General features: G+C 70.1%; 20 protein-coding genes and 4 pseudogenes. 15 read left to right on the top strand and 9 right to left on the bottom strand.

Going from position 1 to position 22,477, the window contains the following annotated elements; genetic code table 11:
- Nucleotides 1–13: 13 nt before the first annotated feature.
- Entirely contained in the window at nt 14–601 is a 588-nt protein-coding gene (locus EMA17_RS41045) for an SMI1/KNR4 family protein (RefSeq protein WP_126642337.1), read from the top strand.
- Nucleotides 602–822: 221 nt separating this feature from the next.
- Here the strand turns inward: EMA17_RS41045 and EMA17_RS53065 are convergent, their stop codons facing one another.
- Both EMA17_RS53065 and EMA17_RS41035 read right to left on the bottom strand, forming a co-directional pair.
- The gene (locus tag EMA17_RS53065) at nt 823–1,326 is read right to left on the bottom strand and encodes a hypothetical protein (RefSeq protein WP_174861513.1); all 504 of its coding nucleotides are present in this window, start codon (nt 1,324–1,326) and stop codon (nt 823–825) included.
- A gap of 132 nt (nt 1,327–1,458) precedes the next feature.
- Nucleotides 1,459–1,770 carry a hypothetical protein gene (locus EMA17_RS41035; RefSeq protein ID WP_126642336.1) on the bottom strand — a complete coding sequence of 104 codons (312 nt, stop codon included), beginning with the start codon at nt 1,768–1,770 and terminating at the stop codon, nt 1,459–1,461.
- A gap of 309 nt (nt 1,771–2,079) precedes the next feature.
- Here EMA17_RS41035 and EMA17_RS41030 point away from each other — a divergent pair, with 309 nt between their 5' ends.
- Nucleotides 2,080–3,081: an AraC-like ligand-binding domain-containing protein gene (locus tag EMA17_RS41030; protein ID WP_126642335.1), complete on the top strand. Its 1,002-nt coding sequence runs from the start codon at nt 2,080–2,082 to the stop codon at nt 3,079–3,081.
- A gap of 344 nt (nt 3,082–3,425) precedes the next feature.
- Nucleotides 3,426–3,869: a hypothetical protein gene (locus tag EMA17_RS41025; RefSeq protein ID WP_170222340.1), complete on the top strand. Its 444-nt coding sequence runs from the start codon at nt 3,426–3,428 to the stop codon at nt 3,867–3,869.
- A 543-nt stretch (nt 3,870–4,412) separates the two neighbouring features.
- On the opposite strand, the gene EMA17_RS41020 is transcribed toward EMA17_RS41025, so the two are convergent.
- A complete protein-coding gene (locus EMA17_RS41020; protein WP_126642334.1) occupies nt 4,413–5,030 on the bottom strand; it encodes a lanthionine synthetase LanC family protein in 618 nt (205 codons plus the stop codon).
- Between the two features lie 589 nt (nt 5,031–5,619).
- Between EMA17_RS41020 and EMA17_RS41015 the strand changes: the two genes are divergently transcribed.
- From EMA17_RS41015 to EMA17_RS41000, 5 genes and pseudogenes are all read left to right on the top strand, one after another.
- Entirely contained in the window at nt 5,620–6,888 is a 1,269-nt protein-coding gene (locus EMA17_RS41015) for a helix-turn-helix domain-containing protein (protein WP_160161744.1), read from the top strand.
- Between the two features lie 481 nt (nt 6,889–7,369).
- The gene (locus EMA17_RS54775; RefSeq protein WP_246127227.1) at nt 7,370–7,558 is read left to right on the top strand and encodes a hypothetical protein; all 189 of its coding nucleotides are present in this window, start codon (nt 7,370–7,372) and stop codon (nt 7,556–7,558) included.
- A gap of 241 nt (nt 7,559–7,799) precedes the next feature.
- Nucleotides 7,800–8,177: pseudogene (locus EMA17_RS54770) on the top strand (acyl-CoA dehydrogenase family protein); the annotation flags it as partial.
- Nucleotides 8,178–8,502: 325 nt separating this feature from the next.
- Nucleotides 8,503–9,390 (top strand): phenylalanine 4-monooxygenase, encoded by an 888-nt coding sequence (locus EMA17_RS41005; RefSeq protein ID WP_126642332.1) that lies wholly within the window; start codon nt 8,503–8,505, stop codon nt 9,388–9,390.
- Nucleotides 9,387–9,770 carry a 4a-hydroxytetrahydrobiopterin dehydratase gene (locus tag EMA17_RS41000; RefSeq protein ID WP_371863122.1) on the top strand — a complete coding sequence of 128 codons (384 nt, stop codon included), beginning with the start codon at nt 9,387–9,389 and terminating at the stop codon, nt 9,768–9,770. Before EMA17_RS41005 ends, EMA17_RS41000 begins: the two co-directional genes overlap by 4 nt.
- Before the next feature lie 126 nt (nt 9,771–9,896).
- Here EMA17_RS41000 and EMA17_RS56180 read toward each other — a convergent pair.
- Nucleotides 9,897–10,542, bottom strand: a pseudogene (locus EMA17_RS56180) (transposase).
- A 61-nt stretch (nt 10,543–10,603) separates the two neighbouring features.
- Nucleotides 10,604–10,984, bottom strand: a pseudogene (locus EMA17_RS54755) (hypothetical protein); the annotation flags it as partial.
- A 289-nt stretch (nt 10,985–11,273) separates the two neighbouring features.
- Between EMA17_RS54755 and EMA17_RS40985 the strand changes: the two are divergent.
- Entirely contained in the window at nt 11,274–11,741 is a 468-nt protein-coding gene (locus EMA17_RS40985; protein ID WP_126642330.1) for a VOC family protein, read from the top strand.
- 57 nt (nt 11,742–11,798) lie between these two features.
- On the opposite strand, the gene EMA17_RS40980 is transcribed toward EMA17_RS40985, so the two are convergent.
- Complete coding sequence (locus tag EMA17_RS40980) at nt 11,799–12,272, bottom strand: peptidoglycan-binding domain-containing protein (protein ID WP_126642329.1); 474 nt, start codon at nt 12,270–12,272, stop codon at nt 11,799–11,801.
- A gap of 600 nt (nt 12,273–12,872) precedes the next feature.
- On the opposite strand from EMA17_RS40980, the gene EMA17_RS40975 reads away from it, so the two are divergent.
- The 4 genes and pseudogenes from EMA17_RS40975 to EMA17_RS40960 all read left to right on the top strand — a co-directional run bounded on the left by EMA17_RS40975 (nt 12,873) and on the right by EMA17_RS40960 (nt 16,924).
- Nucleotides 12,873–13,607: a dienelactone hydrolase family protein gene (locus tag EMA17_RS40975; protein ID WP_126642328.1), complete on the top strand. Its 735-nt coding sequence runs from the start codon at nt 12,873–12,875 to the stop codon at nt 13,605–13,607.
- Between the two features lie 466 nt (nt 13,608–14,073).
- Nucleotides 14,074–14,892 carry an LPXTG cell wall anchor domain-containing protein gene (locus EMA17_RS40970; protein WP_126642327.1) on the top strand — a complete coding sequence of 273 codons (819 nt, stop codon included), beginning with the start codon at nt 14,074–14,076 and terminating at the stop codon, nt 14,890–14,892.
- A 179-nt stretch (nt 14,893–15,071) separates the two neighbouring features.
- A pseudogene (locus EMA17_RS40965) lies at nt 15,072–15,416 on the top strand (MarR family winged helix-turn-helix transcriptional regulator); the annotation flags it as partial.
- A gap of 125 nt (nt 15,417–15,541) precedes the next feature.
- A complete protein-coding gene (locus EMA17_RS40960) occupies nt 15,542–16,924 on the top strand; it encodes an MFS transporter (RefSeq protein WP_126642326.1) in 1,383 nt (460 codons plus the stop codon).
- 270 nt (nt 16,925–17,194) lie between these two features.
- Here EMA17_RS40960 and EMA17_RS40955 read toward each other — a convergent pair whose 3' ends face one another.
- The 3 genes from EMA17_RS40955 to EMA17_RS56170 all read right to left on the bottom strand — a co-directional run bounded on the left by EMA17_RS40955 (nt 17,195) and on the right by EMA17_RS56170 (nt 18,832).
- Nucleotides 17,195–18,109: a PfkB family carbohydrate kinase gene (locus EMA17_RS40955; protein ID WP_246127224.1), complete on the bottom strand. Its 915-nt coding sequence runs from the start codon at nt 18,107–18,109 to the stop codon at nt 17,195–17,197.
- A gap of 288 nt (nt 18,110–18,397) precedes the next feature.
- Nucleotides 18,398–18,532: a hypothetical protein gene (locus tag EMA17_RS56175; protein WP_371863121.1), complete on the bottom strand. Its 135-nt coding sequence runs from the start codon at nt 18,530–18,532 to the stop codon at nt 18,398–18,400.
- A 21-nt stretch (nt 18,533–18,553) separates the two neighbouring features.
- Nucleotides 18,554–18,832, bottom strand: coding sequence for a helix-turn-helix domain-containing protein (locus EMA17_RS56170; protein ID WP_371863120.1), 279 nt, complete (start codon nt 18,830–18,832; stop codon nt 18,554–18,556).
- 129 nt (nt 18,833–18,961) lie between these two features.
- Here EMA17_RS56170 and EMA17_RS40945 point away from each other — a divergent pair, with 129 nt between their 5' ends.
- Nucleotides 18,962–20,428, top strand: coding sequence for an MFS transporter (locus tag EMA17_RS40945; protein WP_174861512.1), 1,467 nt, complete (start codon nt 18,962–18,964; stop codon nt 20,426–20,428).
- 415 nt (nt 20,429–20,843) lie between these two features.
- Nucleotides 20,844–22,463, top strand: a complete 1,620-nt coding sequence (locus tag EMA17_RS40940; protein WP_126642324.1) for a serine/threonine-protein kinase — start codon at nt 20,844–20,846, stop codon at nt 22,461–22,463.
- Nucleotides 22,464–22,477 lie beyond the last annotated feature (14 nt).

Below are 22,477 nucleotides of genomic sequence, written 5' to 3'. Positions count from 1 at the left end.
AAGAAGAATTGCCGTGGACGCCCGCATTCCCCGGATCGGCCGCAAGCCGGCCGCCATCCCCTTCCGGCCACACCGCAGCCACTCGTTCGGAGAAGAGCGGCACCGGTTCCGTCTGGGAGCCCCGTTGGCCGCTGCCCGACTGAGCGGCTTCGAAGCCGAGCACGACCTGCTTCTTCCCGCCGCCTACCGACAGTTCCTGCTGCACATCGGATGTTCGGGCGCCGGGCCGTTCTACGGTCTCGTCGACCCGACAACTCGCCCTGTGGCGTCGATCCACACGATGGATCCCCCCGGCGAAAACCGAGGATTCGATCTTGTTCCCGCAACCGGCACCACGCGCGACAGGTTTCTGTCCATCGCCGAGACGGGCTGTCTCGATCTGGTCCTCATCGCACTCGAGGGGCCCCTGACCGGCCGCGTCGTGATCGGCAACGGCTCGGGCTGGTGTGGCCCGAACGTCTCGTCGGCCGCCGACTTCCTGGCCTGGTACGAACGCCGGCTCGACCACATGGCCGCGGGCAAGGACAACAGAGCCCTGGAACTCACCTCGCCTGCCCTCCGGGCCCACCCGGAGCGATACCGCATGGCCCCACTCCTGTGACACACGGCCGGCGCTCCACACAACCGGGTCGGAGCCGGAATCCGCGAACATTCACGACCGAGAGCATCCGCAACCGCTGCCCGAAGTCCTCGACAAACGCCGTCGTCAGAAATGAACGAAGCCAGGCCTCGAAGGCTTCACCGAGGCCGAACCCGCCCACGAAGCGCCTGTGTACGGGCCGCCGCCGTTCCGGACAGGGACGATTGGCTCGCGCACGCCGTCTACCACCGCACGTCGCGTTCGGTGGACAGCCGCACCCGCTCCCCGCTCGGTTCTCGGCCGGGGCCACGGGTGGGTCGTGGTGTGTTGGCGGCGCGGTGCCAGGTCGCGGTCCATTCCTCCGTTCGGCCGGTAGTCGTGTCCGTGTCCCGTCCGGCGGGCGGCGGGCGGCCCTCCGGGTACAGGTCGTCCTCGAGTTCGGCGTATTGATCCGGGGTGAGGGTGGGCGTGAACCCGGTGGGGAAGCGGTGCATGAGCGGGTGCACCTCGAGGTTCTCCGCGCCGTGCTCGGAGCAGACCGACGCGAGGAGGTGCTCGCCCTCGCCGCACCGGCCCCGGTCGTAGGCACGATCGTGGGTGAGGCACACCCGCACGAACCAGCCGCAGTCGTCCGTCTCGAACGGCTCGTGGAACGACGGGTCCCGCACGACCTCGATCACGACGTCCTGGTTGTCGAGGCGGGGTATCGGCCGAGGATCGCGCCACAGCAGTCGCGGAGGGAGCATGCCCTCATGATCGCGCACGACGTCCGGGACACCCCGAACCTTTCGGCCCCACGGGCGCGCGCCCGAATGTTCGTGATCCCGACCTCGACCCCCGCCGCCCTGTGGGTGGTGCGCGGTCGCGTGGTCGGGGCGTCAGATGGTGGCGAGGGCGGTCAGGAGGGTGTCGGTGCGCAGCCGGAGTTCGGGCGTGTCGGCCCCGGTGACCCGGACGGAGGTTTCCTCGCCGTCGACCGCGCGGGCGAGCGCGACGACGAGCGTGGCGTTCGTGCCGGCGAGGGGGTACGTGTACCACCCGTGTGGCGCCTCGTCGTCGGTGTCCTCGACGCCGACCTCGACGGTCTCCCAATCCGTGCCGTCGAACGCGTAGCCCGCGTAATGCGACAGCAGTTCCAGGAACGCGCGCAGATTGCGTCCCCATATCCATCCACCGATCGGCTCGCCCACCCGCGTCCCCCCGTCCTGGAGAAAACAGCATGACAGGCGGGCCCCGGGACGGCACCGGCGACGATCGGTGGTGCCCGAGCGTCGTGGGCGAACTCCTGTCGATCCGGTCGGCCGGCGGCCGGCGTTTCCCGCGCCGCTGGTGGGGCCACCGACAGACTCGGAAATGCGCCGACGATGCCGGTGGCGCGGGGGCACAGCCCAGTCGTGAGAAGAGGCGTTGCAGCGCATGTGGCTGAAGCGCTGCTGGCCTGCGGACGCTTCCTCGTGCCATGTTCGAAGCTTCGGGACGACCGGCTACGGGAGCTGAGAATGCTCGTGACGGAGTTCAGTACGAACATCGTGGCGGCACCGGAGCGGTTCGCCTTGTGGGAGGACGCGACGGAACGGTCGCACATGCGCAATCGCCTGCACAGCAACGACCGCAACGACTTCCGCGCCGAAATGCGCGGCTTGGACCTGGCGGAAGTACAGGTGGCCGCGCTCGCCTACTCGCATCTGGAAGTCGTGCGGACACCGCGGCTGATCCGACAGTCCGACCCCGAGGTGTATCAGATCAACTACTTTCTCGGTGGACAGGGCATCGTCTCCGCGGGCAAGTACGACACGACGGTGCGTACCGGCGACCTCATGGTGATGGACAGCAGCCGTCCCTACCGAGGTGATGTCCACGCCGATCCCGGCAGGTGGTCGCACATGACCGTGCAGTGTCCGCGGGGACTGCTGCCGCTACCGGCGAAGACGATCCGGCGCCTGTTCGCCGTTCCGATCAGCGGGCGCAGCGGCATGGGCGGGATGTTCGCCCGCTGGCTGTGCGACCTCAACGCGCGCGCCGACGAGTTCACTCCCGACGACGTCCCCACCCTGGCCTCGGTTACCGTCGATCTCCTGGGATCCGTGATGGCCCGCTGCCTGGAGGCGGAGGAGACGCTGAGTCCGGAGGCCCGAAGGACGGCTCTGCGTGCGCGAGTCGTCGCGTTCGTCGAACGGCACCTGGCCGACCCGGACCTCACGCCCGGGGCGGTGGCGGACGCTCACCACATCTCCCGGCGTCTCCTCCAGCAGTTGCTCGCCGAGGACGGCACCTCCCCGGCGGCCTGGATACGCCACCGCCGCCTGGAACACTGCCGGCTGGATCTGGCCGCACCCGGCCTGAACGCCCTCCCCATGCGGGCCATCGCCGCCCGCTGGGGCTTCACGGACCCGAAGCACTTCAGTCGCCTGTTCCACGCCACCTACGGGATGCCGCCACGGGACTACCGGGACCGGTCGCGTCAGGCGTGCGCGAATCGGCACCAGCTCTGCGCGAATTGACACGGGCGAGTGTGGTTGCCTCCGACATGCTGGTTCCGGAAGCCGGTCATGGAGCAGCGAGCGAGCCGTGGCTTCGCCCCGCGGTAAAGCACGGCGCCACCGGGCGCGATCGCTCGACGGGCTTCCGGTTGTTCACGCACGCCCACGAAGCCGAAGGGGGCACACGCATGCGTACTTGCGCCTGGCTGACCGGCGTTGTTCCGGGCGCAGCCCTGGTGACCGGGCGGCACCGTCGCCACCGCGCATGCGACACCCGCGTCCCCTGAGACGAACTCGACCACCTCCGACGCGGAAGCTTCGCATACACCGACATCCGCGCAATCTCACAGGAAGGCAGGAAGAAGATGCGAACCAGGTCCAAGGCTCTGGCTCTTATCTCCGCCGGGTTGCTGGCGCTTACTTGTTCGGGAACCGCGCACGCAGCAGACGGAAAGCAACTGGCGACCGATTCGTCCGGTCCGAGCGGACCCCACGGCTGGAAGTGCACCGATATCGGAACCACGTACGCCGAGGCCTGCTTCGCCGGTGAGGGTGAATGGTTCAAGATCCGGGACGCGAACGCGGACAACTACCCTGTCGTGATTCTGTGGGAGTTCTACGACAGCGACACTGGCCAGTCCCGTTCCGGGCAAATCTGGAACACGGCCGGGAAGGACGCCGGCTGGCGGTACCTGAACAAGTCCTTTACCGAGAACAACGCGGTGGCATTCCGTGCTTGCGCGGGTAACTACAACAACAACACGTATCTCCCCAGCACTTGCACCATGGAGACCATCGAGGATACCTGAGACGGCAGCGAGGCTCCGTGTTCCTGCGACCGGACACCGTCTCACCAGCGACCTTCGTGAAAGCACAGACCGTCTCGCCCGGTGATGTCCTCTTCCGGCGCGATCAACTCGCCGCGACGGAGCGGGACCACATCGCGGTCCCGGAGGCATCGAGGACCCGGTACGTGAACCGGGACCCTCCCGACGGCGGTATCCGGATCGTCGGGGCCCGCACTCGACCGTCCCGACCGTCGGGTCCGCGCGAAATCCCGCACAGCGCGCGATGATTCGACCATGGGGTGACCAACGATCGAAGGGGGACGATCGCATGGGCACCTGCCGAAGGTCCACCAAAGGCAGCCGGGGCGGGAAGACCTGCGGCAACAACGCCCGTCCCGGCGAGCGCTACTGCGCCAAGCACTCCAGCGGCAAACGACCCGGGGGGATCGCGGTCCCGGAAGAAGTCCGCCTCTGGCGACGGCTGCGGCGGCTTGTTCATCCTGGCGCTCACCACCCTGATGCGGGCCATGGCTTCGGCGTGTTCGGGAACGGTTACACCGTGTCTCATCGCCGTCGACATAGTGCCAGGACGCCCGTGCATCCGTGCGCGATGCCGAGGTTGAGGTGACCGCCGGGCCAGTGGGGCGAGGGTTGTCCGGTCGGCGAGTCCCGGGTCCACCAGCCGGGAAGTTCGTCGGTGCCCGAGCGGATCGGGTGGGTCAGGCGCGTGAGGTAGCCGAGGACGTCCCGGAGGCGCAGGGTGACTTGGCCTTGGTGGAGAAGGTAGGCGCCGAGGCCCGTCATGCCGCCCACGGGGTCGTACTCGCGCAACGCGGGCAACTCGCCGCGGTCGATGCGTTCGTGTGCCCGGCCCAGGCGATGGCGGATGCGTGCGGTGATCGCGCCGTCGAGCACCAACTCGTCGACGAGCGCGGTGTTGCGGTCGGTGAGTTCGCGAAGTGCGGTGGGTGTCGCGTGTCGCGTTTTGCGTCGGGCCTTGAACTTGCCGACGAGGTTGCCGTGTTCGTGGACAACGTCCCGGCGTAGTCCGCATTCGGTGATCGGTTCGGTGACGGTGGGTCTGCCGGAGGTCGAGCGCAGTGGTGTCCCGGCGAGGAGGCGGTCGGCTGCCGCCCGGATCGGGGTGCGTTCGTCCTCCCGGTTGCGGGTCCGTCGGGCCATCAGTGTTCCATCTCGGGTGATCGAGGCGGGCGGGATCGTTCGTGGTCTTCGACGATCGCGTGCACGGCCGCCGCGTGGGCTCCGGTGCGGTCGCGGAGGGGGTGGGGTGCGAGGGGGTCTGCGGCGTGGGCATTCAGGGTCGCGAGCCGTGCGGAGGTGGTCGATGTCGCGGTCGGTGTAGCCCAGGTTCCCGGAGGTGACCGCACGCCCGGCCGTCGAGGGCTTCCGGGCGATCCACCGCCGCGCCGAGGTCACTGCCGGTAGACCCAACCCGGCCTGTGCGCTCGTCGTAGGTCGGCGAAACGTTGAACCGGGTCGGCGGCCACCGGGCGGGCGCCCCAGCGGCCACGGTTTCGACACGACCGAAATGCTGCGCGGCAGCCAGGGCTCGGGCAGGAACCCACCCACGTGACGTGCGCCGGAACGGCCGGCGAGGCTGGGCGTGAGGAGCGACGTTTCAATCGTTGAAGTGTTCTACAGTTCATGGGTCCGGCTCCGGCCGTAGCAGCTCTGGGCGGGCCCCGACGGATCGACCGTTGTGGCTGCCGCAGGAGCGTCCGCACGCCTGCTCATGCTCCCGGGAGGTTCCATGACCAACGACGTCCTCCAGTCCCTGGTCGACAACCTCGCCGACCGCCTGCGCCGGTCCGTCGTCATCGACGACTCGTCCTTCCGGCTGCTGGTGGCGAGCCGGCACTTCGGCGACGAGGACGCGGTCCGGATCGCGACCGTCATGAACCGCGAGGTGCGTACGGACGTCGTCGAGCGGATCGTGTCCGCCGGAGTGGCCTCGTGGACCCGGCCGGGCCGTGTGACCGTGGACATCCCAGGGTGCCTGCCGCGGTGGTGCGCGCCGATCCGCTGTCGCGGTGAACTGCTCGGGTACCTGTGGCTCATCGACGCGGGAGAGGGGCTGTCCGAGCCGGAGGCCGACCTGGCAGTCGACGCCGCCGAACGCGCCGGCATCGCGTTGTACGAGGACGCGCACGGGCGGGCAGTGGCGCACCCTCGCCATGAGGATGCCCTGCGGGCCCTGGTCGGCGGGTCCCCGGCGGCCCATCGCCGGGCCGTGGACGAGCTGAGCGCCGACACGGTCCTCGGTGCACCCGGTACGGGGTTCCAGGTCGTTGTCGTCCACGCCGTCGTCACGCGTGACCGGGCGGGCTCCGGGAAGACCACCGCTCGCGCCGACTGCGACGTCGCGTTGGCGGCGGCCGTGGTCGACGGGCTGCGCGCGGTCCCCGGTGAACGCCTCCTCTCGGTGGCGGACGAAGGCTGCGCCTGGGGGGTGCTGGTCGCTCCGGGCGGGCCGCCTCCCGGGCGGGCGGAGGCGTTTGCACGCACGACCGCTGCCCGGTTCGCAGCGCTGACCGGGCAGGCCGCGGGCGTGGCGGTGGGCGTCGGCCCCGTGGTGGATCGCGTGGACGCGATCGCCGACGGGTTCGAACGCGCACAGCTGGCCGCCCGCGCCGCCGCGGTACTGCCCGAGCGCGACGGCTTCGTCCGTTGCGAGGAACTCGGACCCTACGAAGTGTTGCTGCGCATCCCACGCGAAGATCTGAAATCGCTGGCCCGGCTACCGGTGATGCGGGCACTGGACGCTGAGGACAGCCGGCAGGTGCTTGCCGAGACCTTGGAGGTGTACCTCGACAACGCGGGGGACGTGCGACGGACCGCGGAAGCGCTCTGCGTGCACCGGGCCACCCTCTACCACCGCCTGCGCAGGATCGAGTCGGTGACCGGGTGCTCCCTCCAAAACGGAGACGACCGACTCGCCCTGCATCTCGCGGTCAAAATCCGCGCATTGGCGGGGGGGTTGCATCCCTCGCCCCGACACCGTGGCGCGGACACGTCATGAGCCCCGAGGCACACGTTGCCGGCCACCGCAGCCGACACCGGCGGTAGCGCCGACGACGGCGTCCCACGAAGATGCACGCCATGGCGGGTGTCCCGCGGGCGAGGCTCACAGCGCCGCCGTGACCGAGACCGCGCCTGGCGCGCATGCACCACCGATCCCTACACCGCTCGTCTTACCCCGACCGCCTTGCCCGGAAGGACGCGGTGCCCGTGGAGCGCCGGCTCCCCACGACCGATGCCCACCACCTCATCGCGCGTGGCGTCGCCGACGAACATCTCGCACCCCAGGTCGCGCACCACGAACACAACGACAACTGTCTGGTGGACGCGTTCGCCGCGCCGGCGCGCGCCGACCTGCTCAGCCCGCCCTACAGCCGGGCCCAGGGTGGCGGCGAGCAACCCTACGAGGTCCACCTGCGGGTCCTGGAGGAACTCACGGAGCGCCGGGTCGCGGTCAGCCGCACACGCTTGCGGGTCTGCCGGTGGCCGTTTACGGCAGCGCGGCCCAGCAAACGCGCCCGCTTCCGGACATGCTCGCGGGGCAACGGCTCGGCGGCCTCGGCATCTCCGAGCGGCACGGCGAATCCGAGACCCCGTTCGGCTGCAGCGCTGTCAAGGCCGATGACGGCCACGTGGTCACCGGGGTCACGCGACGCACGATGCCCGGCTGAAAAGCCGGCTTCTACATCCTGTTCGCCCGCACCGGCCCCGAGCCCGAGGCCGTCTCGTGCTTCCTGGCGCCCGGCGCCGACGAGCGGATGCACTTCGAGGCCCCGGCGTCGACTGTCGGCCTTCGGACGGTGCCGACCGCGACCGGGTACTGGGACGGCGCCCTCTTCGAACCCGACCGGCTCCTGGGCGTGGAAGGCCAGGGCCTGAGGATCGCCGCCTGCACGACCGGGACCGGCGCAGGCCGCGTTGGACGCGTCCGTGCGCTACGCCGCCGAGCGCACCGGTTCCGGCCGCCGGATCGCGGGCCGACTCGGTCTCGGGCACCTCCTCGCCGGCATGGCGGACGCCGTCGACTCCGCGCGGGCGGTGCACCTCGACGCGCGCGCCGCCGCGTTCGCCGCCCTGGCCTACGTTCGGCACGCCTCCGCGGTCGTCGGCACGACCACAGACACCGCAATGGCTGTCACCCAGGATGCCGTGCAGGTTTTCGGTGATGCCGCCGGCCACGCGATACCGCCGGTGGAGCGCTCGATGCGCGAAGCCAAGGCCTCGCAGGCCATCGCGGGCAACACCCGCATGCAACGCCGCGCCATCGGCCGCGCCTTCGCCGCCCGGTAGACCCAGGAGGTCCGGTGGGCGAGGTATGCCGTCCCCCGGGTCGAACCCGGCTCACCGCATGGCGGCAGACCGCGACGGATGTCGAATTTCCCGCGCGCGATTCGCAACGCCCGGCTGATGCCCCTGCCTGCCGGTCCGGGGAAGGATGGATCCACCACACGGGCGCCAAGGACGCATCCGCGCGGCGGACACCGCCCGCTCGCGGCCCTCCTGCGACTCCACAGGGCTGCGGCGCGGCTCGATGCCCGGCGAAAACGGAGCAACACGTGCCGCTGCACCCGGCCCGGCGCTGTCGGCACCCCAATACATCCCCCCGGAGGCCGCGATGTTTGAAGAAGCCCAGTATCTCGCGCCGGTCACCGTGCGCGCCGACGGCGGCGTCGAAGTCGAACTCGCCCACGGGCACCCCGGCTTCGCCGACTCCGCCTACCGGGAGCGCCGTAACCGTATCGCCGAGCAGGCCCTGGGACACACCGTCGGCGCACCGATCGCCGACGTGGCCTACACCGACGAAGAACACGAGGTCTGGCGTGTCGTATCCGAAGAACTGGGCCGCGCTCACCGTCGGTTCGCAACAGCCGAGTACCTGCACGGCACCGAACGCCTCGGGCTTCCCGCCGACCGGATCCCCCAGCTCCAGGAAGTCAGCGACGCCCTGGCGCCGCTCACCGGATTCCGCTACCTCCCGGCCGCGGGACTGGTCGAACTTCGCGAGTTCTACGGATCGCTGGCGGATTCGTACTTCCATTCCACGCAGTACGTGCGCCACCACAGCGTGCCGCTGTACACCCCGGAACCGGACGTCATCCACGAAGTGATCGGCCACGCCAACGCACTCGCAAGCGACCGGTTCGCCGCCCTCTATCGGCTCGCCGGGCAGGCCGCGCGACGCGTCGAGACGCACGAGGCACTGGAGTTCGTGTCCAAGGTCTTCTGGTTCACCCTCGAGTTCGGCGTCATGACCGAGGTCGGCGAAACCAAGGCCTACGGCGCGGGCATCCTGTCGTCCTTCGGCGAGACCCGCGAGTTCCGCGGCATGAACATCCGTCCTCTGGACCTCGCGGCCATGGGCACCACGCCCTACGACATCACCCGGTACCAGGACACTCTGTTCCTGGCCGAGTCGATGGAGCACCTGGAGGACGTCGTCGGCACCTTCTGGGCCACCTGTGACGACGACACCACCGCGCGCCTCGCCGTACCCGCCGGGTGATCGCCCGTCGCGTAAGCAACCCCGGCGGTCCTCGCTTCACACAGCGGGACACGACACGACGATCCGGAGAGAGAAGAGTGCCGCCACACCCCCTGACCGAAGCCGAACTCGCAGAGACCGTAGCCGGCTTGCCCGACTGGACGTACGAGCACAGCCGGCTGACGAGCACCTTTCGACTGCCGCGGCCTTCCGTGACACCGTTCCTCGCGGCCGTGGCAAAGGCCGAGGACGCCGCGAACCACCACGCCGTGATCACCCTGCTCTACGACAAGGTGTCCCTGGCCCTGCAGACTCACGACGCGGACAACAGCGTCACGGTTCGCGACGTCGCTCTCGCCCGCGAGATCTCGCTCCTGGCGCGGCAACACGGCTCGCACTGACGCCCACGACGGGCCGTCGGCTTCCCGTGCCGTGCTGTGCCGTGCGGCACAGCGCCGGGGCGGTGCCTGCCGCAGCCCCCAAGGATGTGGGCTGCGGCAGGCACGAAGAGGGCATCTGATCTGCGTTCAGGCCGAGATGGTGTGGAAATGCGTTTCCGTTCGCCAGGAAAGCGTGGATTCCTCGGTCAGAGCGCGGCTCATTGTGTTGGCCATGGCCCAGTGGATCATTGCCCCGGATCGTTGGGGCAACGTTTCGTAGTCCCGTGCAAGGCGCCGGTGTTGCATGACCCGGCCGAATGTCCGCTCGACCATCCAGCGCTTCGGCAATGGTTGGAATCCGCGGGAGGAGGGGCGTTTGACGACCTCCACGTCGATGCCCAGGGTGGCTCCGTGGTCGATCGTGGCGTTGGTGTAGCCGCCGTCGACCCGGATCTTGGCCACGTCGGGACGTGACGCGGCGACCCTGCGTCCCGACGACCGACGGGGCCGGTCGCGCAACAGGTTGTGGGCCCGATGCGTGGTGCCGTCGCTTTCCCGCTTCGCGAAGTAGTCGTACACGGTCTTCGCACGGCGGGAAGTCGTGCGGCAGGTACTCCGACGGGATACCGGTGCGGTTGACGTAGAGGATCGCGTTCACGATCTCGCGCAGGTCGTGCACTCGGGCCTGTGCGCCCGGCCCGGTTCGCCGGGCACGCCAGGCTGTGAAGATCGGTTCGATCAGGGCCCACCTGGCATCGGATACATCGCTGCGATACGAACGTCGAGGAGTCATGAGTCCTGCAACGACCCGTCGCCGTCGCCATCACGGTCACGCCGACCGGATCGAATCGCCATCAACATAGATCAGATGCTCTCTTGCCGACCCAACCGACCCAACCGACCCAACCGACCCAACCGACCCGCGCCTGGGCGGGGCGGCGTGTGTGCCGCTCCCGCCGCTCGGGGAACGGAGCGGGAGCGGCAGCGGGAACAGCAGCGGCAACGGTGGCAGGGGTTGCCACCGCTTCGGCTCGCCGTGGTCGGTCGGCGATCTCCGGGTACCGCGCGTCGAACGCCGGGCACACGGAGCGGATGCGCGGCAACGCGGTGAAATTGTGCCGCGGCGGCGGACACGAGGTCGCCCATTCCAACGAACGCCCGAAGCCCCACGGATCGTCGACGGCGACCTTGTTGCCGGTCTTGTACGTCAGCCACACGTTGTACAGGAACGGCAGGGGCGGTCGGCGGCTCCCGGACCCGGAACCGCCGGGCCGCAACGAACCGATGCCGACGACCGCGTCCTCGATCTGGGTGCTTTCAGGCCATGCGGGTGAGTGACAACTCGGCCTGCGGCGTGCCTGGCGCGCGGTGCTGCGCCGCATGCCACGCTCATCTGACGTATCCGGTATGCCCGACATGCTGCTGTGCCCGGCATGCTGCTACGCCCGGCATAACGCGTTGCCCGAACCGACAGTCGCGCCCGACCGTCGGCCGTATCGCCACCGACCCGAGAGGCCGGCGACCGTGAGCGTCAAACCTGTGCCCGAGGAGTACCCGCGCGTCACGCCCTACCTCTGCGTCGACGGAGCGGCAGCCGCGATCGACTTCTACGTCGCCGTCCTCGGCGCGACCGAACGCATGAGAATGGCCGCGCCCGGCGGCAGGATCGGCCATGCCGAGCTCCGACTCGGGAACTCGATCGTCATGCTCGCGGACGAGTTCCCGGACATGGGCTTCCGCAGCCCGAAGGCCGTGGGTGGTACGCCGGTGACCCTTCACGTGTACGTCGAGGACGTCGATTCGGTCTTCGCCCGCGCCCTCGCCAAAGGCGCCCGGGAACTGCGGGCGGTCAAGGACGAGTTCTACGGCGACCGGACCGGCCAGTTCGAGGACCCCTTCGGTCACCGCTGGAGTGTCGCCTCGCACGTCGAGGACGTCTCCGAACAGGAGATGGCGAAGCGGGCCGAGGAAGCCATGCAGAGCGGCGGCTGAACGGCGAGGGCCGGTGCCGACCCGGTCGCCGGCGACGGCCCCGCGGATCGCGGTGGCTCAGTGCAGCGACGGTACGACGTCCCAGCAGCCGATCGTGCGCCACGATCCGGGGCCGGAGCCGACCTCCATGACCAGGTACAGCACTTCGCCCACGATCGGATCCACGACGCCGTCCTCCGGGAGGCCCAGGAGGTGTTCCAGGCGTCGGGTGTCGGCGGTCGTCTCGGGGCCGTAGACCCCGTCGGGATAGTGCGTGCCGAAGCCGGTCGAGTAGTACATCGCCTGGACGCACTGGACGCCGAAACCGGGCGCGCTGTCCGGACCGATGTCCGGCACCCCCGGGGCCGCCCCGGCCGGCAGGACGGCGGGCCCGGCGAGGGCCAGGGGCACGGCCAGGGCCGCACCGACAAGGGCGCGGATCAGCGGGCGACGAGCGACGGTGCGGGCGCGGGCGAGTGTCCTCGGCATGGCGGTCCGCTCCGGCCGGCGGCGTCGCGCGACGGGCCGGCCCAGGGTGGGGGAGAGGTTCACGACCGCAACAGTGTCCGCGCGGGTGCCGATCCGGAAGAGGGTTCGGCACGACGAACCGATTCGGCACAGGTCCATGCCGACCGGGTCGGGGTCGACCCGAGGGGTTCGTGGCGCTCGCTGTGGAACGCAGCGGGCCTCCGACGGTCGACGGGCAACACAAAACGACCGTGCGAGTCGTCATCGACATCGACCGAGCCGAAGCCCCGACCACTCTGCCGACCCCTGGAGGCCGCCGATCTCCTCCACCGCCAACGGCACAGCAAACAGGTCCGGTTGCTCCCCATGCCCCGAGGCACCGCCCTGATCGATCGCCTGACCATCCCCGACCCGGCCGACCCCGCTCGAACTCGCCTGACGGCGGCCGACATCGGCTCCAGCCGGTGAGCCATGCGGGCCACGTGGGCTATGTTGTGGCCATGACTACCGGGACGGCATCGCGCCACACACGGATTGGTGACCCGGTGCCCTTCTGAGCGCCGTACGGGCCGTACTCGGCCCGCCGTCGGGTCGCGGATCCGGCGCCGCCGCGCGGGCTCCGCCCCCTGTCGTGTTGATCACCGCTCCACACAACACATCAACCACGACAGGAGAAGAGAACCCATGCCCATCGAGACACCGCACATCCCCACCGCGGACGGCGCGGCCGACGCGTTCGCCGCCTTCCCGGACGGCGGCGGGCGGCACCCGGGCGTGCTGATGTACGCCGACGGCTTCGGTATCCGACCCGTGCTGCGGGAGATGGCCCGCGAACTGGCCGGGCACGGGTACTACGTACTCGTTCCCAACCTCTTCCATCGACACGGCCCGGCTCCGGTGATCGAACTTCCCGAGCACATCGCGGAGGAGAGCAGGCCCGCGATCCTCACCCGGCTGATGCCCTTGATCGAGGCGCACACCACGGAACGTGTCCTGAGCGACGCCGACGCCTATCTCGCGTTCCTCGACGCTCGGCCCGAGGTCGCCGCCGGACCGGTCGCGGTGATCGGCTACTGCATCGGCGGCCTGTGGGCGACGCGCACCGCCGCGGCCCACCCCGGCCGGGTGGCGGCCCTCGCCGCATTCCACGCTCCGGTGGGAGTCGACGGACCGGAGGGTTTCGCCGCGCTCACCGCCGCGGTCCACTTCGGTCACGCCCGGAGCGACTTGACGTCCGAGGCGCTCGGGGAGCTCAACCGGACTCTGGACGCGGCGGGTATCGACTACACGTCCGAGATCTACCCCGGCACCGTCCACGGCTTCACCATGTCCGACACCGATGCCTTCGACCCCGCCGCGCTGCGCCTTCACTGGGACCGCCTGCTGCCCCTTCTCGACCGCACCCTTACCAGGAGCTGAGGCCCCGGCCCGGCCCGATCCGACGTCTTCGCGGCGCACCCGTACATCCACTTTGCGCGGACCAACCGCCTTCGGGTGGCCGGGCGTTGCGCTCGACCGGGTCACGGGCGGGCCGGCGCCGGTGATCGAAGGGAGAGAGTTCCGTTTCCGTGTCGAACCGTCATCCTCCATCACGGTCCGGGTCGAATGCGCTCACGCATTGATCATCGGCGATGTACGTCGGGTATCGCCGCGTTCCCTGGCGGTCCACATGGATGACGTTGATGCCATGACCCTGTAACAAAGGCTCCCCGTATGCACGGAAAGCGGAACACAGATGATCATTTCGGAGCGCGATCGGGCTTGGTCGAGGCATCCGTTGTCGGCAGTATCTCGGCGCGTAGGCCCTTCGGCGTGACCTCGTCCGTCCGGATCGATCACGTCGATCCCGGGGCTTCGCTCATTACACATTCGGGGAGCTCAAACCGTGTCACAGTCAGTCAACAAGAAGGCCCGAAGCGCCGCTCTCGTCGGCGCGCTCGCCTTCGCGGCGCTTCCGCTCGTCGGCGCCGGCACCGCCCACGCGACCGGGGATTCGCAGGCACCGCAGTGCACCCAGGTCACCGACACCTCGTTCGTCTACACGGTCAACGACGGCCCTCCCGTGAAGTCCGGCACCGGCAGCAAGCAGATGCCCGAGCGACCCAAGAAGGTCGTCGTCAAGCTCGGCGACGAATTCGCGTCGTTGCTCGAGCAGGGCTGCAAGTACCCGGTCCAGCTGTCGACGTACTCGACCCAGGGCCCGAACTGGGCAACCTCGGGCACGCAGAAGTTCATCGGGTGGCAGACCGACACGATCACCAAGCAGAACAAGACGGTGACGTTCGACGCCACCAAATACCCGGTGCCGTGCTTCGTCCAGTACGACCTGCTCGGGAACCACAAGAAGTACGACGGCGGCCAGTACCCGCTGCCGCACTACGACGACGTCCACATGGACAACCTGCTCGGCGCCTGGAACGGCGGCACGAACGAGAAGTGCACCGGTACACCGACGCCTTCCACCCCGGCCACCTCCAAGCCGCCGACGACTCCGCCCGCCACCTCGGCGCCGTCGACCGGCTCGGCTCCGACCACCGCCACACCGGTCACCACGACCGCGGCTCCGGGGACGAAGTTGGCCGAGACGGGGGGCGACGACAACGGCACGGCCATCATCGGCGCGTCCGCCGGCGGGGTGCTCGTGCTCGGCGGCGGTCTGTTCTACGTCAGCCGCCGCCGCGGCAACCGCGGCACCGCGACCTGACCCGACGGTGAGCAACGCCCGACGCCCGACATCGGCGCCGGGTGCAAGCCGTCCGATGGAACGCGCGACACCGATCGACGCTCTCGGTTGATGCGGATTGCGTGTGGCACCGGTCTCCGGCGGCGTGTCGCCGGAGACCGGTGTCGCCGTCTCGGGACGGGCACGCGCGGCGCGGCGACCGCAGCGGTCTTCGGTACATCCTGAGCACCCGCGAACTCGGGCGACGCGCCCTGGTCACGGCCGGGGCCATTTCCCAACGGGTGGCCCGCGCCGAACGGGAGGGCCTGGTGACCCGGCATCCCGGCACCGGGCGCCCCCGTACCCTCCAGGTCGCCCCGACCGCGGCCGGGCACGATCTTGTCGAGGCCACCGTGGACCAAGTGCTCCTGCGCGAAGCCGAGTTGATCGAAGGACTCACCCCCGACCAGCGGCAGCAGCCGACGGAACTGCTTCACCTCCTGCCGACGGACGTGCAGCGGCGCGTCGGCGACGACCGCGTCACCCACGTGGGCGGCGAGGCGTGACAAGCGCCGGGTCATCGGGGAAAGGGCACCCGCGTCGTTCCTCCGTGCAGCCGCACCGGTCGGAGCCTGCTCCGAGGCGCGAAAGGAGACGTTCCTCCGGCCGCCTCGCCCGGTTCCCGCCGACGGTGCCGGCCGCTTGCCTGGCCTTTTTCGTCATCACGCTGGACACCACCGTGGTCAACGTTGCCCTGCCGAGCATCGGCCGGCAGTGGGACGGCCAGGTTTCCGCCCTGCAGTGGGTGGTCACGGCGTACACCTTGTTCTTCGCGGCCCTGCTGCTGTCGGCCGGCGCCATTTCCGACCGCATCGGCGCGAGCCGCGCCTTCATGATCGGGCTGTCCGTCTTCACCGTGACGTCCGCGCTGTGCGGGCTCGCGCCCAACCTCACCGTGCTCATCGTCGCGCGGGCACTTCAGGGTGCCGGAGCCGCCGTGATGATGCCCGCCTCGCTCGTCCTCGTGCGCCAGGCGTACGACTCCCCGGCTCGGCGCGCCTGCGGAATCGCGTTGTGGACCGCCGGTGGCGGTGCGGCGGTCGCGGCCGGCCCCGTGGTCGGCGGCGCGCTCACCACCGGACTCGGCCGGCGCTGGATCTTCTTCGTGAACCTGCCGGTCGGCGTCGTCGCCCTCGTCGCCATGCGCCGGGCACCCCGCTCCGCACGCGGGACGTCCCCGATGGACCCGGCCGGCCAGGTCACCGCCGTACTGGCTCTGGTGGCCCCGGTGTTCGCGGTCATCACCGGCGGGTCGCACGGATGGACCGGCCCGATGACGATCGGCGGCTTCCTGGTCGCCGTACTCGCCGGCAGCGCGTTCCTTGTGATCGAGGCCCGCAGCAGTGATCCGGCCGTACCACTCGCCTTGTTCCGCAACCGCGCGGTGGCCGTCTGCACCAGCGTGGGACTCGCCCTGAACTTCGGCTACTACGGCCTGGTCTTCGTCTTCACGATCTTCTTCCAGGAGTATCGCGGAGCCTCGGCGCTCACCGCAGGGCTGATGTTCCTTCCGATGACGGCCTTCACCATCCTGGTCAACCTGCTCGCCGGCAGGCTGACCAATCAATTCGGGCCGCGCCTGCCGCTGATCCTGGGCCAGGTCGTCCAGGCGGTCGGCATCCTGGGCCTGCTCCTCGTCCACGAGGACACTCCCACACCCTTGCTGCTGAGCCTGCTGGTGCCGCTCGGCATCGGCGGCGGACTCGCGGTCCCGCCGTTGACGGCGGCCATGCTGGAGTCCGTGCCGCCCGAACGGGCGGGCCTGGCCTCCGAAGTGCTCAGCGCCGCCCGGCAGTTCGGCGGCGCGGTCGGGGTCGCCCTGCTCGGCGCGCTGATCGCCGATTCCGCCCACTTCATGACCGGGATGCGGATCAGCCTGATCATCGCGGCGGCCGTACTGGTGGCCACCACACTCGGCGTGGCCCTGTTCCTGCCCGGCAACGACAAGGCCGCGACGCCGGATCGACGAACACCGCGACGGGGACGGGCCGTCGATCCCGTGCGGCCCGGGTGAGCGCCCGCGGCGCCCAAGGGCCGGTGTGGCCCACGCCCGTCCGCGGGGCGGACCGCGTCGCCGCCGAGCCGGACCGGGCTCGTCGCATCGTGCGTCGGGGCACGCGTGGGACGCGCTGACCGCGCTGGGCACGCTGACGGTGCGCGCGTTCCACCGGTGCCTCGGCACACGCGCCGGCGGGACCGTCCGGGCGCCGGCGCCCGACGCGCACCCCCCGGGCGCAGGCCGCCGCGCACTCGTGCGGTGACGCGTGCGGCCGGGCGAGTCGACCTACGCCTGCATCCAGTCGCGCGTACCGAACGCCTCGCACGAGCGGCCGGCGATTCCCGCGGCGAAGGACAGTGCGGCGACGAACGGCTCATGATCCCCGTTGCGTTCGCCGGGCCACCCGGCGACCGCGTACGCCAACGCCCCGTGCAGCACATCACCCGCACCCGAGGTGTCGACGACCCGCACGCCCGTCGGGATCGCGACCTCGCCACGAAACACCGGCCCGGACGCCCCGCGAGCGCCCCAGAGAATCGACAGCCCACCGCGACTGACCGCCGCGAACCGGACCCCGCGATCCAGCAGGTATGCCACGACGTCGCCATCGCCCCCCGGCGGCCGGAACGCCGCGGAACACACCGCGATGTCGACGTCGCGCAACAACGCGTCCGTCCCGTCCTTCCAACTCCCACCGTCCAGCACCACCCTCCGCCCCGAATCCCGCGCTTGTCGGGCCGCACATCGCGCGACCTCCATGTGGTGGCCGTCCACAAGCACGACGCCGGTCTCGCGCACCAGGTCGGCGAGATCGGGCGGCGCCGTCACCGCACTCCCGACCGCATTCGTCGACACCACGGCCCGCGCTCCCGTCGACGCCGTCACCCAAACGGACGACACCGACGGAGGAGAGGTACGTCCCGCCTCGGCATCCACGAGCCGCAGCGACCCCGCCCCGCCGCCGACTCCCGCCAGATCCGCGCGAATCCCGTCCGCCAGCGGGTGCCGACCGACTCCGGTCACCAACACCGCGTCCCCGCCCAGCGCCGCGAACGTCGCCGCGGCATTCGTCGCGGGTCCACCCGCGGCAACCCTCTGGCGCAGCGCGGTCACCTTCTCGTCGACCCCGGGCACCCGCTCGACCGCCTGGATCACGTCCAGCACGCACAGCCCCACGAACAGCCCACGCCGCCCCGTCACAGCCTCATCCACCTTCCGCCGGTGTTGTCCGGTACGCCCCCACTCCGACATGCGTCCGAGGGCCGTGCGAACGCGATGATCGGCGGCACCTCCGGTCCCGCGCGCCAACCCGATGCGCGAGCGAAGTGCCAACGCCTGAGCCGACGTTGCCCGCCGGTCCACCACTGCGACGTCATGCTCTCCTCATCGGAGAGAGGCAACGGCTCCAACCTCGGACCACGACGAGGAACCGACGCGCCAATCGAAGAAGTTACACGGCAACCAACGAGCAACCACCGGCGCGGGACATCAGGCGACCGGTTCGGCGGTGTCGGTGCGGGCGCCGGTCAGGATCGCGTCGAGCAGGCCCGGGTAGCGTGCGTCGAGGTCGGCGCGGCGCAGCGAAAGCAGGTTCTCCCGGCCGGAGGGTTGCCGGGTGATCACGCCGCTGTCCCGAAGAACGCGTCAGTGGTGGGTCATGGTCGACTTCGAGGTCACGCCCAGGACGGCCAGTACGCTGCCGCAGTTGTGCTCACCGCCCGCGTCGAGCACTCGGACGGCGCCCAATCGCAGTGGGTTGCCGAGTGCCGATAGGACGCTGTCGATCCGGACCTGGTCGCGGTCCGGGTGGCGGAAACTGATTCTCTCGCTGTACAGCGACAGTCGAACAATTCGTTGTGCGGATCCCTTGACGTGCGCGGACGCGGGTTCGGGCGGGCCGGGGGCGGGGGCCTTCGGCGGCATCGGCCTTGTCGGATCGTCCAACTGTACGCAATTATTCGTACGGTTGTGATCGGCCGGTCGACCCGGCCCGTCGGTCGCCGGAACCACCCCATGACCCGACCCACGCGACCCACGAAGGGGCGTATCCGCATGCCTACTTCCTCCGCGCCGACGCCGACGGGCGGCTCCGCCGGTGGCACCGGGCGACACCTCGGCTGGACACTGACCCTGTTGGCCCTGGCGCAGCTGATCTACGCCCTCGACCTCAACATCGTCTTCGTCGCCCTCCCGGAGATCGGCGACGACCTGGGCTTCCCCGGGCAGACCCAGCAACTCGTGGTCAGCGCCTATGTCGTCTTCGCCGGTGGCTTCCTGCTGGTCAGCGGACGCGCGGCGGACCTGCTCGGTCGGCGCCGGACCTTCGTGGCGGCGCTGCTCGTGTACGCGCTGTCCTCGTTGGCGGGCGTTCTCGCGCCCGACTCCGGCACGATCATCGCGGCGCGTGCGATCCAGGGCATCGGCGGCGCGCTGTTGCTGCCGGCCACCCTGTCCCTGATCAACACCCTGTTCGAGGAGGGCCCGAAGCGTAATCGGGCACTCGCGGTCTGGGGCGGCGCGGGCGCTGGCGGGTTGACCATCGGCGCCCTGCTGACCGAGAACTTCGGCTGGCCTGCGGTGTTCTTCGTCAACGTCCCGCTCGCCGGACTGGCCGCGCTGTTCGTCATCCCCCGCGACCCGGCCCGGGGCATCCGCCGCCGGTTCGACCTGCCCGGCGTCCTCGCCGTCACCGGCGGCTCCACCCTCCTGGTCGCCGCCCTGGTCGAGGGACCCGAACTGGGCTGGGGCAGCACGTGGGTGACAGGTGCCTTCATCGCCGCCGTGCTGCTGCTCACGTTCTTCGCCGCCATCGAGGCACGCACCGCCGACCCGCTGATGCCCTTCCGGCTGTTCCGCAATCGCAGCCTCACCGTCGGGACGAGCATCACCTTCCTCTACGTGGCCACCTTCGGCGTACTGCCGTACTTCCTCACCGTGCTGATGCAGAGCGTGCACGGCTACAGCGCGCTGGAGACCGGTCTGGCCTTCCTGATCCCCTCGGCCGCCATCGCCGTCGGCACCCAACTCGGCGAGCGCCTGGCCACCCGGATCGGCAATCGCGGCACCCTGGCGATCGGCTTCGTGACCGGCGCGATCGGTACCGCCGCACTCGCCCTCGGCTTCGACGACGGCGCCGGATACGGCCTACCGGTGCCCGGACTCGTGGTCTCCGGCATCGGACAGGGCATCGCCTGGACCGCCATGTGGATCGCCGCCGCCACCGGTACCCCCGCCGACGAACAGGGCGTCGCCAACGGCATCGCCTCCAGCACCCTCAATCTCGGCAACGCCATCGGCCTCGCGGTGTTCACCGCGATCGCCGACGTCGGCACCGAGGGCAAGAGCGGCTCGGCCCTGCGCGCGGCCACTGCCGATGGCGAGTTCCTGGTGGTGCTGCCGACCGCCGTCGGCATGGTGATCGGCCTGCTCTGCACCCTCGGACTGCGCCGACCCGCCGCCGCGGCCTTGCCCGCCGCCGCCCCGATCCGCGGCGACGAAGTGGAGTCCGCCCGCCGCTGAACCGCGCCGCGCCCGGGGACGTGGTCGGCGCGGCCGATGAACTATTGGGCAAGTGAGGTCACCGTCTCCGCCGGCCGGGGCGTGAGGATCCGGAACCACGCCGAGGGCGATTACGTGACGCGCGAGCCCCGACCGTTTCCTCGGTGCGGCGGGCCTGGCTCGAATCGACTACGAACATCGAGCGCCGCAACTCGCCCGGTGGACATCCGGTGCAGGCCGGCGGGGCACCGGCCCCACCGCGTGCATCCCTTCCGCAGGCGGCGGGCGTGCATGTACGAGATCTCCTCCCTGGTGATCCGCGGCCCCGCGACCCTTGGCTGAATGATCCGTCGGTGACGGATCGAACTCGCCGCCTTCGCGTGGTGGTTGGGCGCCGGATACACTGCCGGCGGTTCATACGGGGGAGGGGGCGGGCATGTCCGGACCGGGCATCGAGCCGTTGCATGACGGCGATCCGACGTGGCTGGGGCCCTATCGACTGTTCGGCCGGATCGCTTCTGGTGGGATGGGCCGGATCTATCTCGGTCGCGGCATCGACGGTGATCTCGTCGCGGTCAAGACGCTGCTCGCCGACGGCGAGGTGAGCGCGGTGAATCGGCGTCGCTTCGCCCGTGAGGTCAAGATCGCCCAGCAGGTGCGCGCCGAGCACACGGCGCGTGTTCTGGCCGCCGACCCGGGCGCCGAGCGTCCGTGGATGGCCACCGAGTACGTTCCGGCTCCGTCGCTCGCCGAGCTGGTCCGGCATGCCGGGACATTGTCCGGTTCGGCGGTGCGTTGGGTGGCCCGCGGCACCGTGGAGGCGTTGGTCGGTCTGCACCGCCAGGGCATCGTGCATCGGGACGTCAAGCCGCAGAACCTGCTGCTGCCCGCCGAAGGCCCGTGTGTGATCGATTTCGGGATCTCGCACGCCCAGGATCTGACGCGGACCTCACTCTCGCTGGGGACCATCGCCTTCACCTCCCCCGAACAAGCCCGCGGCGAAGAGTCGACCGCCGCGTCCGACGTCTACTCGCTGGGGGCCACGCTCTTCCATCTCGCGGTGGGCCGTGCGCCCTATCCGGTGGGTGAGGACACGATGCGGCTGCTCGCCAGGGTGGCCGACGCCGATGTGGATCTCACCGGTCTGCCCACCGAGTTGGCGTGGGTGATCGGGCCGTGCCTGGCCCTGGAGCCGGGTGATCGGCCCACATCGGAGGAGGTCCTGTCGAGGGTGGCGGTGGACCTCGCGGAGGCACCGACTGCGGAGCGCGTCGTGGGGTGGCTGCCACCGCGATGGTCGGCATTGGTGACGGAATATGCCCGGCACGGACGGGACTTGGCTATGTGGTCGTGGGACGAGGACGCCACGCACACGGATGTCGACCACACCGCGGACGCCACCACCGATGACGCCGCCACCACCGGCGCCGAGCCGCCGGAGGCTCCGCCCGGAAGGCGGAGCCGAGCACTCGTTCGAACGGTCCGGCTGCTCATGGTGTCCATCCTCGTCGCCATCGCCGGATTTGCCGGAATCGCGTACTGGCAGAACGAACGCGCCAAGGAACCAAGTTCCGCGGATCGAGCCTTCCAGGCACTTGCTCCGGGCGACTGCCTCGATTCGACGCCGGTCGCCGGCGGGTGGACGAAACGCGCTCCGAGAGTGGTCGACTGCAACCTGACGTACGCCTATGCGCGGGTCACCTCGGTTCCCGGCGTGAGCGGCGGATCCTGCCCGAGTCGCCCCGAAGTCATCGGCTGGCTGCGCGCGTTCCCGCAGGGACAGACGTTCGTGCTGTGCGCGGAACGCCTCTATCGGGTCGGCCAGTGCACCGTGGGCAAACGCGAAGGGAGGAGCATCACGAATGTGCAGGTGCACGAGGTCTGGGATTGCCGAACGGCACAACTCCCCATCGGATACACCGAGTTGCTCCGCATAGCCGAATACCCCGCGGCCGGGCATGAATGCCGCGGGCCCGACCGGGATACGGCGGATTCCGGCGAGTACGTCCGCTATGTGGTCCGGACCGGCGAGGTCGCATGTCTGGTGCGACTGTGACGCCCGCCGACGCC

This window comes from Embleya hyalina (assembly GCF_003967355.1).
Classification (GTDB): domain Bacteria; phylum Actinomycetota; class Actinomycetes; order Streptomycetales; family Streptomycetaceae; genus Embleya; species Embleya hyalina.
Note: the sequence above shows the minus strand (reverse complement) of the source record. Positions and strands in the feature narration are given on the sequence as shown.

Bases quoted from the DNA above. Each gene is read 5' to 3' on its own strand.
- EMA17_RS53065 (WP_174861513.1), bottom strand. From the start codon at position 1,326: ATGCTCCCTCCGCGACTGCTGTGGCGCGATCCTCGGCCGATACCCCGC.
- EMA17_RS41030 (WP_126642335.1), top strand. From the start codon at position 2,080: ATGCTCGTGACGGAGTTCAGTACGAACATCGTGGCGGCACCGGAGCGG.
- EMA17_RS41025 (WP_170222340.1), top strand. From the start codon at position 3,426: ATGCGAACCAGGTCCAAGGCTCTGGCTCTTATCTCCGCCGGGTTGCTG.
- EMA17_RS41020 (WP_126642334.1), bottom strand. From the start codon at position 5,030: ATGGCCCGACGGACCCGCAACCGGGAGGACGAACGCACCCCGATCCGG.
- EMA17_RS41015 (WP_160161744.1), top strand. From the start codon at position 5,620: ATGACCAACGACGTCCTCCAGTCCCTGGTCGACAACCTCGCCGACCGC.
- EMA17_RS41005 (WP_126642332.1), top strand. From the start codon at position 8,503: ATGTTTGAAGAAGCCCAGTATCTCGCGCCGGTCACCGTGCGCGCCGAC.
- EMA17_RS40975 (WP_126642328.1), top strand. From the start codon at position 12,873: ATGCCCATCGAGACACCGCACATCCCCACCGCGGACGGCGCGGCCGAC.
- EMA17_RS56170 (WP_371863120.1), bottom strand. From the start codon at position 18,832: ATGCCGCCGAAGGCCCCCGCCCCCGGCCCGCCCGAACCCGCGTCCGCG.
- EMA17_RS40945 (WP_174861512.1), top strand. From the start codon at position 18,962: ATGCCTACTTCCTCCGCGCCGACGCCGACGGGCGGCTCCGCCGGTGGC.
- EMA17_RS40940 (WP_126642324.1), top strand. From the start codon at position 20,844: ATGTCCGGACCGGGCATCGAGCCGTTGCATGACGGCGATCCGACGTGG.